The sequence below is a fragment of the Ruegeria sp. TM1040 genome, assembly GCF_000014065.1.
Classification (GTDB): domain Bacteria; phylum Pseudomonadota; class Alphaproteobacteria; order Rhodobacterales; family Rhodobacteraceae; genus Epibacterium.
In genome coordinates, this window is record NC_008044.1 from 1194275 (window position 1) to 1210215 (window position 15941).

The window sequence follows — 15941 nt, forward strand, 5'->3', positions numbered from 1 at the left end:
CCCTTTCATCTTCTAACTCAAAATATCCCGGGGGAGACCCGAAAGGGTCGGGGGCAGCGCCCCCAGCACCCGGCTTAGCCCAACAGCTCTTTGACCTTGGCGACGGTGCCTTCGGCGGTAATGCCGAATTTCTCAAAGAGCTCACCCGCCGGGGCAGAAGCACCAAAGCCCTGCATGCCGACAAAGCCTGCCTTCTTCTCCTGGCCGCGTTCCCCCAGCAAGAGGCGATCCCAGCCGCCATCGCGCACGGCGGCCTCGATGGCCACGCGCACGGGACCTGCGGGCAGAACCTTGCGGCGGTAGGCTTCGTCCTGCGCGTGGAACAGCTCCATGCAGGGCACAGAGACCACGCGGGTGCCGATGCCTTGACCCTCGAGGATGTCTTTTGCAGCCATCGCAACCGACACTTCGGAGCCGGAAGCCATCAGGATCACCTGACGCTTGCTCTCGGCCTCGGCCAGCACATAGGCGCCTTTCTCGGTGAGGTTGGCCAGCTTGTGCTCGGTGCGCACGGTGGGCAGGCCCTGACGCGTGAGCGCGATCACCGACGGGGTTTCCTTGGCCGTCAGCGCGATTTCCCAGGCTTCTGCGGTTTCCACCGCGTCGGCAGGGCGGAAGGTATAGGTGTTCGGGGTCGCGCGACAGATCGCGAGATGCTCGACCGGCTGGTGGGTCGGGCCATCTTCGCCCACACCGATGGAATCGTGGGTCATCACAAAGACCGTCGGGATCTTCGACAGGGCCGCCAGACGCATGGCCGGACGCGCATAATCGGTAAAGCAGAAGAACGTCCCGCCATAGGGGCGAATACCGCCATGCAGCGCCATGCCGTTCATCGCTGCCGCCATACCATGCTCGCGGATGCCCCAATAGACATAGCGGCCCTTGCGGTTGTCGGTGTCAAACACCCCAAGATCGCCGGTCTTGGTGTTGTTGGAGCCGGTGAGATCCGCCGAGCCGCCAATGGTTTCGGGCATGATCGGGTTGATGACCTCAAGCGCCATTTCCGACGCCTTGCGGGTTGCCACCTTGGGTTTGGTTTCCGAGATCTGCTTTTTCAGCGCCTTCACGGTCGCGGAGAGCTTCTTCGGCGCCTCAAGGGCAAAGGCCCGGTTGAACCGGTCCTGTTTCTGCTTGGAAATCTCGGCAAAACGCGCTTCCCATTCAGCGCGCGCCGTAGCACCGCGCTGGCCGATCGCTTCCCACTGGGATTTGATCTCGGCGGGCACCTCATAGGCGCCACCGGTCCAGCCATAGGCTTCCTTGGCGGCTTTGAGCTGATCGGCGTCGGTCAGAGCGCCGTGGCCTTTGGAGGTATCCTGCGCAGCGTGACCCAGAGCGATATGGGTTTTGCAGGCGATCATCGACGGTTTCTTGGTCTTCTTCGCGGCCTCGATGGCGGCGTCGATCTCGGCCGGGTTATGGCCGTCGATTTCCTGCACATGCCAACCGGACGCTTTGAAGCGCTGCACCTGATTGGTGCGATCAGAGAGATCAACGGTGCCGTCGATGGTGATGTTGTTGTTGTCCCAGAACACCACGAGCTTGCCCAGCTGGTGACGCCCGGCAAGGCCGATTGCCTCCTGGCTCACGCCTTCCATGAGGCAGCCGTCGCCCGCGATGACATAGGTGTAGTGATCGACAACCTTCTTGCCATACTGGGCGCGCAGGCTTTCCTCGGCCATGGCAAAGCCGACAGCGTTCGAGATCCCCTGGCCAAGCGGGCCGGTGGTGACTTCGACCGCGTCCAGAAGAAAGTTCTCCGGGTGGCCCGCCGTGAGCGCGCCGGACTGACGGAAGTTCTTGATCTGCTCGAGCGTGACCTGTGCGTCGCCCATGAGGTAGAGCAGCGAATAGATCAGCATGGAGCCGTGGCCGGCCGACAGGATGAAGCGATCGCGGTCCGCCCATTTGGGGGCGGAGACGTCGAACTTCATGTGCTTTTCAAACAGCACGGTTGCGACATCGGCCATGCCAATCGGCATGCCGGAGTGGCCGGAGTTTGCACCCGCAACCGCATCCAGCGTCAGGGCGCGGATGGCGGCGGCTTTGTTCCAATGATCGGGGTTTTCAGAGCGCAGGGCTGTCAGATCCACTGAACTGTTCCTCTTTGGGTTCGCAGGGGTTTGCCGCTGGATAGCAGTCTCAAAGCAAAGATCAAGCGCTGAGGCCCTGTTTTGCGGGGTTTCGCCACTCCCGGCGCCGGTCTGGCCATGAACTGTGCTCTGCAAGTGCTTGAAAGCAATGGGGGGGTGTTTTACCCCTTCATGAGATAAGCTGATCGCGGTGGCGCGCTGCCGGGTTGATTCGAACCCTGTTCAACTGGGACCCGCTCAGGCGGGGCGGGCGAACAGACGGGTGGCAGGCATCGCGAAACGGCGACAGATCGGCTCGGGACGGGCAGGCCGCAGGCTACGGTCTTGGCCCCGGGAAGACGAGGTGAAGAGGAACGCATGGAGCAGTTAGAAGAACTACAGGGCCGCATCCAGACCGCGCTGCATCGTATCTATGGCGGCGTCGCCGCGCTGGAGCAAAAGCATGCCAATCGTCCGGTGCCGACACTGGAAGAGCTGGATATGCAAAAGCATGCGGAGCTTCTGGCCGATCTCGAAGACGAGAAGATGGCCAATGCGCAGCTGATCGAACGGCTGCGCCTGCTGCATGGCCGGCTCGAGGACATGGAAAAGAAAGTGGCTGCCGTGGATGGCGCACAAGATCTGATTGCGCTGCATGCGGAACTGGAGCTGCTGCGCAACGAGGCCGGAAACTCCGTCGAAACGGAGGCACTGAAAGCCGAGGTCGCGCGCTTGAAGCAGGATCTTGAGGCCGCACGCAATCAGGCCGCAAGCGAGCGTGAAAAGCTCGAAGATGACCTGAGCGAAGCCACAGCCCAGAATGAACAGCTGCAAGCGCAGCTCTCGGCTCTGCCGGAGAGCCCTGCCGACACCGAGATGACGTCTGACGTGAAGGGCGATGCACATGCCGACAGCGCCGAGCTCGAAGCGCTGCGTGCAGAAGTCGCCGAATTGCGTGCGCGTGCGGAAGCCGCCGAAAGCGCCGCTGTCTCGCAGGATGTGGAGCCTGCTGACGAGGGCGTCAGCGCCGAGCTTGATCTGCGTCTGAGCGCCCTTGATGGCGAATTGCAGGGCCTGCGGGCCAGCAACGACCAGTTGCGCCAGTCCAATGCGGCCCTGCGTGCGGCCAATGCCGAAGGGGTTGCGGATCCTGCGCTCATCAACTCTGGCCTTGAGGCCGAGCTGGAGGGGCTGAAGGCCGCCCGCGCCACCGATCAGGCCGAGGTCAACGCGGTGCTGGCCCGATTGGAGCCGCTCCTTGCCACAGCCCCCAACCTGCCTGAAGGAGAAGAAGCCTGATGCCGGAAGTGACCATTCATATCGGGGGCCGCGATTTTGAGGTGTCCTGTCAGGAAGGCGAAGAGAGCTTTCTGCATATGGCGGCGGGGATGCTCGACGACGAGGCGCAGGTGCTGTCGGATCAAATCGGGCGGATGCCCGAGGCGCGGATGCTCTTGATGGCGGGTTTGATGCTTGCGGATAAGACCGCAGCCGTCGAGGACCGCATCAAGGAAGTCGAGGCCAAACTGGCCGAGAAAGACGCGCTGCTCGAAGAGCGGGATGCAGAGCTCGAGGAGTTGCGCAACGCGCCACCACCGCCTGCTGAACAAATTGAGGTGCCCGTGGTGCCGCCGCAGGTCGCCGAGACCCTCGCAGAGCTTGCGGCACGGGCCGAAGCGCTGGCGGGCGAGATCGAAGAAAAAGCCGCGCCAGATGATGACGAAGACGACGATGAGGCTGCAACCACTCCCGCGGTGGATCCGAGCGCCGACGCAATGGCGGCAGAAGGCAATGCGGATGAGGCCCGTGAAGAGACTCCTGACGACGTCAAGGAACAGGTCTGAACTCTGATCGCCCCGGGGCAGGCGCGCTGAGCAGTTGCGTCCACTAGTGCTGATGTCGCAGGAATGCTGATGTCGCAGGCGCCCGGATATAAAGGCCGCGCCACAAAAAAGCCCGCGAGACCCAGAGGTCTGCGGGCTTTTGTTTTGCGCCTCGCGAACGGATCAGGCGTTGGCTTCGCGGATCTTGTCGGCGGCATCCTTGTCGAAGCTGATGCCGTTTTGTTCAAACATTCCGTCGAGTTCGCCCGAAAGCGTCATCTCGGTGATGATGTCGCAACCGCCCACGAATTCGCCCTTGATGTAGAGCTGCGGGATGGTCGGCCAGTCGGAATAATCCTTGATGCCCTGGCGGATGTCCTCATCCGCAAGCACGTTCACGTCGGTGTAGTCGACACCGATGTAGTTCAGCACACCGGCCACGCGCGAGGAGAACCCGCACTGCGGCATGTCCTTGGTGCCTTTCATGTAAAGCACAACATCGTTGGCTTTGACGGTTTCATCGATGCGGGTCTTTGCGTCGGTCATGGTATTGGTCCTTTCGGTCTGGCCCCTGGTTCATAGAGCCGCTGAAAACTGTGGTTTTGGGTCCGAGCAACGAGGCTGCGGCGCTCGGTATCATTGCGGTTCTAGATCAGCGTATTGGAATGTCTGTTGCTGATCTAACGCCATGGTTTTGTAAAGAAATCTCCGGTATGACGTCTCTGCGCGCGCTCCAGCATATCCTGCATGCGCTCTTCTTTTTCATGCAGTATCTCTTGTTCCTCGGGCGTCAACGGCGGCATCCGGCGCTGTCTGAGCTTCTCGCGAATATGGAGAAAATCCGAGAAGAGGGCGATCGCGACAATGATCGCAATCGCGCCGCCTATGATCCAGATTGCCTCCATACCGGATGCTACTCCGGCGCTTTGGTGGTCAGGGCGAGGGCGTGCAGCTCACCGCTGGGGCCATCCATCTTGCCCTTGAGCGCGGCATAGACGGCGCGTTGCTGCTGCACGCGGTTTTTGCCGCGAAAGCTCTCGTCGATGACCATGGCGGACATGTGAACGCCATCGCTGCCGCCCACCTGAATTTGCGCATCCGGGAAGGTCTCGCGCAGGAGGGCTTCGATTTCATGGGCCTGCATTGGCATGGGGCGCATCCTTGCTGTGGTGTTCTTTGGCCAAAATGTAGGGCTGCAATGCGGGGGACGCAAGCAAGTCTACCGTGATTGTAAGGTCTGTTTTGTCGCGACCGATGTGAAACGGGACGGGGGGCGCTCCCGCCTGCTTATGGACCGGCCCCAAAGGGGCCCGCCCAACACAGTTGGGCCCGGCACCGCGCAGGCGCGGTGCCGGGCCCAAGGCCGCCAAGGGGGCTTAGCAACAGCTAAGGCCCCTCCGGGCGCGGGAGTGTCCCCGCCTTTTGTGATTAGGCGACTGCTTCGGCAAAGCTCGTGCGGAAGATCTGGCTCAGCTCTTCGAGCGTTGCCTCCGATCCGCCCATCTTCACCGTGTCGCCGGTAAACTTGCCAACGGTCTCAAGCGGCACCCCGGCCTGACCGGCAGCGATCATCAGCGCCTCGGCCTGGTCGAAGTTGCAGGCCACCAGATAGCGTGCCTGATCCTCACCAAAGAGCGTCGGGGTGTCGCTGGCGTCGATCTGCACCCCTACGCCTGCGGCCTCTGCAAGCTCAAACGCCGCGAGCGCAAGCCCACCGTCGCTGATGTCGGTGCAGGCCTTGATGAAATCGCGGTTGTTGCGGATGAACTCGCCGTTGCGCTTTTCGATCTCAAGATCCACTGCGGGGGCGTCGCCGTCCTCGCGGTTGAAGACCTCGTGCAGAAGCGCCGACTGGCCAAGATGACCAATGGTTTCGCCCACCAGCAGCAGCACATGACCGTCGCGGGCCTCGCCCAGGATCGGCTCTTCGCCCGCCGCAACCAGACCTACCGCGCCAATGGTCGGTGTCGGCAGGATCGCCTGGCCGTCTGTTTCGTTGTAAAGCGAGACGTTGCCCGAGACGATTGGCATATCAAGCGCCGAGACCGCCTCGCCGATGCCTTTGAGTGCGCCGACAAATTGGCCCATGATCTCGGGCTTTTCGGGGTTGCCGAAATTGAGGTTGTCGGTGGTCGCCAATGGCTTGGCCCCGACAGCGCAGAGGTTGCGATAGGCTTCGGCCACGGCCTGTTTGCCGCCCTCAACCGGGTTCGCCTTGACGTAACGCGGGGTCACGTCAGAGGTAAAGGCCAGTTTCTTGTCGGTGCCATGCACGCGGACCATGCCGCCACCCAGACCCGGACGACGCGCGGTGTCGCCCATCACGGTGGTGTCATATTGCTCATAGACCCACTGTTTGCCGGCATAGTTGGGGCTGGAGATCAGCGCCTTCAGGCCGTCGATCGGGTCAATGGTCGGCACATCCGCATCCGTAAGCGCCGCGGGGGCCTCGACCTCGATCCACGGGCGGTCGTATTCCGGCGCCGAGGACGAAAGCTTTGACAGCGGCAGATCCGCTTTGACCTCGCCGTTGTGCATGATGAGGAAGCGATCTTCGGCAATGGTCTCACCCACTATGGCAAAATCGAGGTCCCATTTCTCAAAGACGGCTTTGGCCTCGGCCTCCAGCTCGGGCTTCAGCACCATCAGCATGCGCTCTTGCGATTCCGAGAGCATCATCTCGTAAGCGGTCATGTTTTCTTCGCGCTGCGGAACCTTTTCCAGATCCAGACGCACGCCAAGGCCGCCCTTGTCACCCATTTCCACAGCGGAGCAGGTGAGGCCTGCCGCGCCCATGTCCTGAATGGAGATCACGGCACCGGTCTGCATCAGCTCCAGCGTGGCTTCCATCAGGCGTTTTTCGGTGAACGGGTCACCAACCTGCACGGTGGGGCGCTTTTCTTCGATGGTGTCGTCGAATTCTGCCGACGCCATGGTTGCACCACCAACCCCGTCGCGGCCGGTCTTGGCGCCGAGGTACACAACGGGCATGCCCACACCGGAGGCGGCGGAGTAGAAGATCATGTCGGTTTTTACGAGGCCTGCCGCAAAGGCGTTCACCAGGCAGTTGCCATTGTAGGCGGGGTGAAAGCGCACTTCGCCGCCGACACAAGGCACACCAAAACAGTTGCCGTAGCCGCCGACGCCCTCAACCACGCCGTTTACCAATTGGCGGGTCTTGTGATGCGCAGGCTCACCAAAGGACAGCGAATTCATCGACGCGATAGGCCGCGCGCCCATGGTGAAGACATCACGCAAAATGCCGCCAACACCAGTGGCGGCACCTTGATAGGGCTCGATGTAGGAGGGGTGGTTGTGGCTTTCCATCTTGAAGACGACCGCATCGCCATCGCCGATGTCCACGATGCCGGCGTTCTCGCCGGGGCCGCAGATCACCTGCGGGCCGGAGGTCGGCAGGGTGCGCAGCCATTTTTTCGATGATTTATAGGAACAGTGCTCGTTCCACATGGCGGAGAAAATGCCGAGCTCGGTGAAGGTCGGCTCGCGGCCGATGATCTCGAGGATCAGATCGTATTCATCGGGCTTCAGTCCGTGGTTTTCGATCACTTCAGGCGTAATGGCTGGTTCCTGCATGGCGCTAGATGGCCCCCCGGGTCGCTTCATGTTGTCGGCCTTTTAGAGCAAGCCCCGCTGCGGGGAAAGGGGGCATGAGAGGCGTGCAGAGATTGCCTCATGATTGGGCATTCTCGAAATGGAATGCATGAACATCCGGCAACGGCATGATGATGTCGGGAAATCTGCCCCTCGGGCGCGTTTTGGGCTGGCAGGGGCGCGCGCCACACGACAAAGAAGGATAAAACCGCGCACAGAGATGCGGGCGTTGGGCCAAAAAAAAGGCCGAGCACTAAGCTCGGCCGAAGTCCAACAGGGAGGTATGAAGTGCGGCCAGTGCCGCGTCTTCATGCAGGTGATTTAGGGTGCCCGCTGCGCTGCCGCAAGTGTTTTGAAACCCTTGTTGGATCAAGCCTGCCATGCGCTATGTGCATAGCTCCTGCGCGTGGCGCAGAAGGTAGATGGGAAAGTTATATTTTCCCAAGCTCTTTCATGTGCTTACGGTGTGCGATGATCTCATTCTGCACAAAGTCTCGGAAGGCGGAGACCCGCTGCGAGTGGCGCAATTCTTCTGGATAGGCGAGATAAACCGGCACACCATTGGTGTCCTCATTGGGCAAAACCTGCACCAGATCCGGGAAATCCTCGGTCACGTAATCCGGCAGAACCCCGATGCCGAGATCCTGCAAAACCCCCTGTAACACGCCGAAATAGTTGTTCACCGTGAGCATGGATTTGGGGTTATGGGTCATCAGCTTTTGCACCATGACCGCAGCGGACCCGACTTGCGCCGAACGCAGGCTCTGGCAGATCAGGCGGTGATCGCGGATTTCCTCGATGGTTTCGGGCCAGCCAAATTTGTCGATATAGCCGCGGGACGCATAGAGGCGCATCTGCACGGTCATCAGGCGTTTGCGAATGAGATCGGCCTGGCTTGGCTCTTTCATGCGGATCGCCACATCGGCCTCGCGCATGGGCAGATCCAGCACCCGCTCTTCGAGCATCAGGTCCACTTTGAGGTTGGGATACTGCTCGTAGAGCTTGATGAGACGCGGCGCGAGCCAGAGCGTGCCAAATCCGGTGGTGGTGGTGACGCGCAACTCGCCAAAGACGCCTTCTTCGCTGTCGCGAATCCGCGCCGAGGCGGTTTCCAGACGTTTTGACATCGTTTTGGTGGCGTCAAACAGCAGCTCGCCCTGTTCGGTGAGAATCAGCCCCCGCGCGTGCCGGTGAAAAAGCGTGGCGTTCAGGCTCTCCTCAAGACCCCGAATCTGCCGCGAAACAGCCGATTGGGACAGGTTGAGGTGTTCGCCCGCATGGGTCAGGCTGCCTGCATCCGCAACCGCGTGAAAGATCCTGAGCTTGTCCCAATCCATTGTTTTTACTCTTTCTGCCTCTTTGCCCCAAACTACATGATGATGAACCTAAGTTTCAAACCTTACCGGAGGCTGACACCGAAACTTTAAACAATCGGATATACAGGTCAGCATTTATGACCTATTATCTGGTCAAAATGCCAGCAAGTCGTGGTTGAGGAGGACCTGATGAGCACGCAAAAGATTTCGCTCAATGACCGTTACGATCTGGAAAAATCGCCCATTCTCTTGAATGGGACTCAGGCGCTGGTGCGTTTGATGTTGATGCAGAAGGCGCGCGATGTGGCTGCGGGTCTCAATACGGCGGGGCTGGTGACCGGCTATCGCGGCTCGCCGCTTGGCGCGGTCGACATGCAGATGAAGCGGGCCGAAAAACTGCTGACGCAATCTGATGTGACGTTCCAATATGGGCTCAACGAGGATCTCGCCGTCACCGCGCTTTGGGGGGCGCAGCAGGCGGAAATCCGCGGTGAGGGTAAATACGACGGTGTCTTTGGGCTCTGGTATGGCAAGGGGCCGGGGGTGGACCGCTCTGGCGACGCGCTGCGGCACGCCAATATGGCGGGCTCCTCAAAGCACGGTGGCGTCCTGGTGGCGATGGGTGACGACCACACCGGCGAAAGCTCCACCGTGCTGCACCAGTCCGAGTGGTCGCTCTTGGATTGTTACCTGCCGATCGTAAGTCCGGCAGGGGTTCAGGAAATTCTCGACTACGGCATCTATGGCTATGCTTTGTCACGGTTTTCCGGTCTCTGGGTTGGTCTCAAGACGATGAAGGACACCATCGAGGTGACCTCTGTTGTCGACGGTGATCCCAATCGCATTCAGCTTGTCACACCCGAAATGGATCTGCCCGCGGATGGGCTGAACATTCGCCTCGATGATGACCGCTTCCGCCAGGAAGACCGCATCATCGACCACAAGCGTTTTGCCGCCGAAGCCTTCAGCCACGCCAACAAGATGGACAAACGGGTCTGGGGCAAGCCCGGGGCCAAGATCGGTTTTGTGGCCGCCGGCAAGAACTGGCTGGATCTGGTTCACGCGCTAAGCCTTTTGAATATTGACGAAAACATGGCCGAGCGCCTGGGTATCACCACCTATAAGGTGGGCCAGACCTGGCCGATGGATATGAAGGGCTTTAATGCCTGGGCCGAAGGGCTCGACCTGATTGTGGTCGTCGAGGAAAAGCGCAAGCTGATCGAGATCCAGATCAAGGAAGCGCTGTTTGACAACCGGCGCGGTCGCCGCGTCTATGGCTGGTACAAGGGCGGCGCGGGCACCATGCACCGCGAGGAACTGTTCCCCACGAAATATGCGCTCGACCCGATCATGATTGCCGAGAAACTGGGCAATATCCTTATCGAGGAAGGGCGCGACACCGAAGCGATCCGCGCCGGACTTGCCGATCTTGACGAGGCGCGCCGCGCCGACAACGCTGAGGAAATCGCCTCGCGCCTGCCGTATTTCTGTTCCGGCTGCCCGCATAATTCCTCGACCAAGCTGCCCGATGGCGCACGCGCCTATGCGGGGATTGGCTGTCACTTCATGGTGCAGTGGATGGACCGGGAAACGGTCGGCTTTACCCATATGGGCGGCGAGGGCGCCAACTGGATCGGCGAGGCTCCGTTTTCCAATAGAAATCATGTTTTTCAAAACCTCGGGGACGGAACTTACAATCACTCCGGGGTGATGGCGATCCGTGCGGCGCTCGCTGAGGGCACCAATATCACCTATAAGATCCTCTATAATGACGCGGTGGCGATGACCGGTGGCCAGCAGGCCGAAGGCGGTCTCACGGCGCATCAGATCGCCCATGAATTGCGCGCGATGGGGGTCAAAACCATCGCCGTGGTCTATGACGAAAAAGAAGACGTGGACGCCAAGCTCTTTCCCAGCGGCATGCGGATGCATGAGCGCGCCGAGCTCATGCAGGTGCAGCGCGAGTTTGAACAGATCGAGGGCGTCTCTGCCATTATCTACGTGCAGACCTGCGCTGCGGAAAAACGCCGCCGCCGCAAGAAAGGCCTGTTCCCGGATCCCGATCAGCGGATCTTTATCAATTCGGACGTCTGCGAAGGCTGTGGAGATTGCGGCGTGCAATCAAACTGCGTCTCCATCGTGCCAAAGGAGACCGAACTGGGGCGCAAACGGGCCATTGACCAGTCGAGCTGCAACAAGGATTTTTCTTGCGTCAACGGGTTCTGCCCGTCGTTCCTCAGCATTGAGGGCGCCAAGATCAAGAAGAGCGCAACGGCCAGCCTCGATTTGCCGGACCTGCCCGAACCGCAGCTGCCGGAGATCGACGGCACGCATAACGTGGTGATCACCGGCGTGGGCGGCACAGGCGTTGTGACCATCGGCGCGGTGCTGGCACAGGCCGCCCAGATCGACGGCAAGGGCGCGGGCATGATGGAGATGGCGGGGCTCGCCCAAAAAGGCGGTGCGGTACATATCCATTGCCGCCTCGCCAACCGTCCCGAAGACATCAGCGCCATCCGGGTCGCCACCGGCGAGGCGCATGCGCTGATCGGCGGCGATCTGGTGGTGAGCGCGGGCGCAAAGACGCTGGGGCTGACCTCGACGGGCCGCACCGGTGCGGTGGTCAACAGCCATGAAATCATCACGGGTGACTTCACTCGAAACACCGATTTTTCCTTGCCAAGCGACAGGTTGCAGGTCGCGCTTCAGGCGCGGATTCGGGATCGGCTTGATCTCTTTGATGCGTCGGAACTGGCACGGGTCAGCATGGGAGATTCGATTTTCTCCAACATGATGGTCTTTGGCGCCGCTTGGCAGCGGGGGCTGATCCCGGTGCGGTTTGAGGCGATCAAACAGGCGATCGAGCTGAATGGCGCAGCGGTCGAAAAAAACCTGCGCGCCTTTGATATTGGCCGTTGGGCGGTGCTCTATCCCGACGAGGCAGCAAAGCTGCTGACGCCCAATGTGGTGGAACTACCCAAGTCGCTTGATGAGAAGATCGCCTATCGCCGCGATCATCTGATCGCCTACCAAGGCAAGCGTCTGGCCAAGCGGTATGACAAACTCCTGAGCGGAATTTCTGACGCCCGCCTCAAGGAAGCCGTGGCAAAAGGCTATCATAAGCTGTTGAGCTACAAGGATGAATACGAGGTGGCGCGGCTTCTTCTGAGCAGTCGCGAGAAGGCCGAAGAGGCCTTTGAGGGGGATCTCAAGATCAGCTACAACCTCGCGCCGCCGCTTCTGGGGGGCAAGGATGCCAATGGCCGCCCGAAAAAGCGCAAGTTCGGCCCCCGCACTGAACGTCTGTTCCGCGTTCTGGCCAAGCTCAAATCCCTGCGCGGCACGCCTCTGGATATCTTTGGCTATACTGCGGAACGCAAGATGGAGCGCGCGCTCATCAAACAATACGAGGCCGACATGAAGGCGTGGCTGCCAAAGGCCGGGAGCGTCGACCCGGGCGCCTTGGTTGCGCTTGCGGAACTGCCCTTGCAGATTCGCGGCTTTGGCCCTGTGAAAATGAAAAACGAGCAAGCAGCCGCCAAACGGCGCGAGGAATTGCTCGTGGCGCTGAAACAGGGGGCAACGCCGGTCAAAACGGCCGCAGAATAGGAACAGATCTGACATCTGGAATTAACCGGATGTCATGAATATGTTACCGAGGCCGGGCTAGATACACGCCCGGCCTTGGTCGGGGGAGGGTGCTTTGATCGGTGCCCTTTCCTTGTCTTTACGGAGATCACAAAGACATGCTTGAGCGTCGCCATATCGCGCGCGATATATCCTACTCCCACTCTGCCGAGACGCGGCCGGGTCGGATCATGATCCGTCTGATGGAAAACACCACCGGTCGGTTGCGGCTGATCAAACGGGCCAAGGGCTATGACATGGAAGTCGCCTCCGGGCGTAGTTTCTGGGATGTCATCGTCGAACGCTATGGCCTCAGCCTCGATGTGGTGGGCGGCAGCCTCGACGCGATCCCGCGCGACAAGCCGGTGATCCTGATCGCCAACCATCCCTACGGCATCCTTGATGGGCTGATGATGGGGCATATCCTGTCGCGCACGCGCTGCGATTTTCGCATGCTGGCGCATCAGGTGTTTCGCAAGGCCGAGGATCTGAACAAGGTGATCCTGCCGATTGATTTTGCCGAAACCAAAGAGGCAATGAAGGTCAATCTGCAGACCCGCAAGGACGCGCTCGATTACTTGGGGCAGGGCGGCGCTATCGGGATCTTTCCGGGCGGCACGGTCTCCACGGCCTCCAAACCCTTTGCACATCCCATGGATCCGGGCTGGCGCGGCTTCACCGCGCGGATGGTGGCCAAATCGGATGCGGTGGTGGTGCCTTTGTATTTCGACGGCCATACCTCGCGTCTGTTTCAGATCGCTTCGCACCTGCATTACACGTTGCGCATGGGGCTCTTGATTAAGGAGTTCAAAAAGCGCGTCGACACCCCCGTCAAGGTGGTGATCGGTGAGCCCATCGGGCGCGATGTGCTTGACCCCTTGGCAAAGGACTCCAAAGCAATGATGGATTTCCTGCGCAAAGCCACGTATGAGCTGTCACCAACACCGCTCAAATCCTATGACTACGGGTTCGAGTTCGAAGAAAAACACCGGGCGTGACGCGCGCCCGCACACCCAAAGGCAGTGTGACATGGCAGTTGGTATTTTTGATTCCGGTCTTGGTGGTCTGACCGTGTTGGATGCGGCGCAAAAGCGCCTGCCGGATGTGGATTTCCTGTATTACGGCGACAACAGCCATGCGCCTTACGGCGTGCGCGACGCCGAGGACATCTATGAGCTGACGCATAAGGCCGTGCATGACATGTGGGATCGCGGCTGCAATCTGGTGATCCTGGCCTGTAATACCGCCTCGGCCGCTGCGCTGCGGCGCATGCAGGAGGCCGGCGTGCCAGAGGGCAAGCGGGTGCTTGGCGTCTTTGTGCCGCTGATCGAGGCGCTCACCGAACGCCAGTGGGGGGACAACTCTCCTCCGCGGGAGGTGGCCGTGAAACATGTGGCGCTGTTTGCGACCCCTGCCACCGTGGCAAGCCGCGCATTTCAGCGCGAGCTGGCGTTTCGCGCCATCGGCGTCGACGTCGAAGCGCAGGCCTGCGGTGGCGTGGTCGATGCCATCGAGGAGGGCGACATGATCCTCGCCGAGGCGCTTGTGAAAAGCCATGTCGATGCGCTGCTGCGCAAGATGCCCCGCCCCGAGGCGGCGATCCTGGGCTGCACCCATTATCCGTTGATGGAAGACGTCTTTCAAAAGGCGCTGGGGCCCGATGTGCAGGTCTTCAGCCAGGGCCGTCTGGTTGCCGACAGCCTCGCGCACTATCTCGAGCGTCGTCCCGAGATGATTGGTGGCGGCAATGCGGGCTATGTGACCACCGGGAATGCCAACCGCGTCAGCAGCCGCGCGACGCAATTCTTGCGACGAGAAATCACTTTTGAAGCGGCCTGAGGGATTATACCCTCGCGCCCAACCTGATGTCCTGCCTGCGCTCTTTGCAGGCCCCCTTCATATCTGAACATTCGAGGTCTCGACATGACCCATAACGTGGCAATTCTTGGTGCGTCCGGCTATACCGGCGCAGAGCTGATCCGGCTGATTTCTCAGCACCCGAGCATCACCATCAAAGCCCTCGCAGCCGAGCGCAAGGCAGGCATGGAGATGGCAGATGTATTCCCGCATCTGCGTCATCTTTCGCTGCCAACCCTTTGCAAAATAGACGAAATCGACTTCGCACAGATCGATCTGTGTTTCTGTGCTCTGCCGCATAAGACCAGCCAAGAGGTGATCGCGAAACTGCCGGGTGATCTGAAAATCGTGGATCTGTCGGCGGACTTCCGGCTGCGCGACCCGGAGGCCTATGAAAAATGGTACGGCAACCCGCATGCGGCGCTCGAGCAGCAGCAGGAGGCGGTCTATGGTCTCACCGAATTTTATCGCGATGAGATTAAGGGCGCGCGGCTGGTGGCGGGCACGGGCTGCAATGCGGCCACCGGGCAGTTTGCGCTGCGGCCGCTGATCGCGGCGGGTGTGATCGACCTTGATGAGATCATCCTCGATATGAAATGTGCGGTCTCCGGCGCCGGGCGGGCGCTCAAGGAAAACCTGCTGCATGCGGAGCTGAGCGAAGGCTATAACGCCTATGCCATTGGTGGCACCCACCGGCATATCGGCGAGTTCGATCAGGAGTTCTCGGCTATCGCTGGGCGGCCCGTGAAGGTCCAGTTCACCCCGCATCTGCTGCCGGTGAACCGGGGGATCCTTGCGACCACCTACGTCAAAGGCGATGCTCAGGCGATCTATGAGACATTTGCCAAGGCCTATGCCGATGAGCCCTTTGTCGAGCTGCTGCCTTTTGGCGAGGCGCCTTCCACCCATCATGTGCGCGGGTCAAACTTTGTACATATCGGGGTCACTGCCGATCGCATCGCAGGGCGCGCAATTGTTATCGTGGCGTTGGATAACCTGACAAAAGGTAGCAGCGGTCAGGCCTTGCAGAATGCAAACCTGATGTTAGGTGAGGACGAGACAGCCGGGCTGATGATGGCACCGCTGTTCCCCTGAACATCAAGAGGTCCAGATGAAGTCCCTGAAGAAGCAGCGGCGTATCCAGATCATAGCGCTTGCCACCGTGGCCCTTGTTGGGTCCACGGCGCTCATTGGCTATGCCATGCGCGATGGCATCAACTATTTCCGCTCGCCCAGTCAGGTGATGGAGACCCCGCCCGAGCCGACAGAGACCTTTCGCATCGGTGGCCTTGTCGAAGAAGGCACCCTGCAACGCGGTCAGGGCGAGGCGGTGCGCTTTTCGGTGACCGATGGTGGCGCCAGCGTGCCGGTCACCTATGTGGGGGTTCTGCCGGATCTCTTTGAGGAAAATCAGGGCATGGTGGGGACCGGGCGATATGTCAACGGTGTCTTTGAAGCCTCTGAAATCCTTGCAAAACATGACGAGACCTACATGCCCAAAGAGGTCGTGGATGCCTTGAAAGAACAAGGTGTCTACCGCGAAGGCGACAGCTGATCTTTTTGCATTCTGGTCTGATCTGATAACGCGCCCGGCGATCACCGCCCGGGCGCGTTGCGTTTGCAGCGCACGG

At 60.4% G+C, this 15941-nt stretch carries 12 protein-coding genes and 1 pseudogene; 7 read left to right on the forward strand and 6 right to left on the reverse strand.

Annotated features, from left to right (window positions below; translation table 11 throughout):
- Positions 1–74 precede the first annotated feature (74 nt).
- Complete coding sequence (tkt, locus tag TM1040_RS09890; RefSeq protein ID WP_011538453.1) at positions 75–2096, reverse strand: transketolase; 2022 nt, start codon at positions 2094–2096, stop codon at positions 75–77.
- Between the two features lie 357 nt (positions 2097–2453).
- Between tkt and TM1040_RS09895 the strand changes: the two genes are divergently transcribed.
- Together TM1040_RS09895 and TM1040_RS09900 are read left to right on the forward strand one after the other, a co-directional pair.
- Positions 2454–3374 (forward strand): hypothetical protein, encoded by a 921-nt coding sequence (locus TM1040_RS09895; protein ID WP_011538454.1) that lies wholly within the window; start codon positions 2454–2456, stop codon positions 3372–3374.
- Positions 3374–3784: pseudogene (locus TM1040_RS09900) on the forward strand (cell division protein ZapA); the annotation flags it as partial. The gene TM1040_RS09895 and the pseudogene TM1040_RS09900, both read left to right, overlap by 1 nt.
- 297 nt (positions 3785–4081) lie before the next feature.
- Here the strand turns inward: TM1040_RS09900 and grxD are convergent.
- From grxD to TM1040_RS09925, 5 genes are all read right to left on the reverse strand, one after another.
- A complete protein-coding gene (gene grxD / locus TM1040_RS09905) occupies positions 4082–4444 on the reverse strand; it encodes a Grx4 family monothiol glutaredoxin (RefSeq protein WP_011538456.1) in 363 nt (120 codons plus the stop codon).
- 134 nt (positions 4445–4578) lie between these two features.
- Positions 4579–4803 (reverse strand): hypothetical protein, encoded by a 225-nt coding sequence (locus TM1040_RS09910; RefSeq protein ID WP_044026723.1) that lies wholly within the window; start codon positions 4801–4803, stop codon positions 4579–4581.
- Between the two features lie 8 nt (positions 4804–4811).
- Positions 4812–5048 carry a BolA/IbaG family iron-sulfur metabolism protein gene (locus tag TM1040_RS09915; RefSeq protein ID WP_011538457.1) on the reverse strand — a complete coding sequence of 79 codons (237 nt, stop codon included), beginning with the start codon at positions 5046–5048 and terminating at the stop codon, positions 4812–4814.
- Positions 5049–5326: 278 nt separating this feature from the next.
- Positions 5327–7492 (reverse strand): phosphoribosylformylglycinamidine synthase subunit PurL, encoded by a 2166-nt coding sequence (gene purL / locus TM1040_RS09920; RefSeq protein WP_011538458.1) that lies wholly within the window; start codon positions 7490–7492, stop codon positions 5327–5329.
- A gap of 449 nt (positions 7493–7941) precedes the next feature.
- Positions 7942–8847: a LysR family transcriptional regulator gene (locus tag TM1040_RS09925; protein ID WP_011538459.1), complete on the reverse strand. Its 906-nt coding sequence runs from the start codon at positions 8845–8847 to the stop codon at positions 7942–7944.
- Between the two features lie 165 nt (positions 8848–9012).
- Between TM1040_RS09925 and TM1040_RS09930 the strand changes: the two genes are divergently transcribed.
- The 5 genes from TM1040_RS09930 (at position 9013) to ccmE (ending at position 15865) form a co-directional block, all read left to right on the forward strand.
- Positions 9013–12435, forward strand: a complete 3423-nt coding sequence (locus tag TM1040_RS09930) for an indolepyruvate ferredoxin oxidoreductase family protein (protein ID WP_256378225.1) — start codon at positions 9013–9015, stop codon at positions 12433–12435.
- Positions 12436–12572: 137 nt separating this feature from the next.
- The gene (locus tag TM1040_RS09935) at positions 12573–13451 is read left to right on the forward strand and encodes a lysophospholipid acyltransferase family protein (RefSeq protein WP_011538461.1); all 879 of its coding nucleotides are present in this window, start codon (positions 12573–12575) and stop codon (positions 13449–13451) included.
- Positions 13452–13482: 31 nt separating this feature from the next.
- Positions 13483–14292, forward strand: coding sequence for a glutamate racemase (locus TM1040_RS09940; protein ID WP_011538462.1), 810 nt, complete (start codon positions 13483–13485; stop codon positions 14290–14292).
- 84 nt (positions 14293–14376) lie between these two features.
- Positions 14377–15405: an N-acetyl-gamma-glutamyl-phosphate reductase gene (argC, locus tag TM1040_RS09945; RefSeq protein WP_011538463.1), complete on the forward strand. Its 1029-nt coding sequence runs from the start codon at positions 14377–14379 to the stop codon at positions 15403–15405.
- Positions 15406–15421: 16 nt separating this feature from the next.
- A complete protein-coding gene (ccmE, locus tag TM1040_RS09950) occupies positions 15422–15865 on the forward strand; it encodes a cytochrome c maturation protein CcmE (RefSeq protein ID WP_011538464.1) in 444 nt (147 codons plus the stop codon).
- The last annotated feature ends 76 nt before the right edge of the window (positions 15866–15941 follow it).